Genomic DNA, 255 nt, shown 5'->3' on the forward strand with positions numbered 1-255 from the left:
AAACGATTTTTAGCTTCTTCCGTAACCGAGGCAAACAGATCGCTGCTTCTTTGCGAGGGAATACAGCTGCCGTAAGGATGGGAATGGGTGCGATCCCACTTTGGAAAACGAAGCATCGTATTGCGATTTTCCAAAATCAAGAAGTAGGCAATCGAGAGTATCTGCTTATAGCTTTCAGGAAAGCAAGCTTTTAGATCGGCTGTAACACCAAGCAGTTCTCCGATTTTGTCAAACAGATAGGTCGCTCCGTAGAAG

The 255-nt window shown here is 45.1% G+C and carries 1 pseudogene; it reads right to left on the bottom strand.

The features are described 5' to 3' along the window. Positions 1 to 255, bottom strand: a pseudogene (locus tag ACYQ2O_RS13525) (IS1634 family transposase); the annotation flags it as partial.

The sequence above is a fragment of the Alkalibacterium sp. m-11 genome (assembly GCF_054658155.1).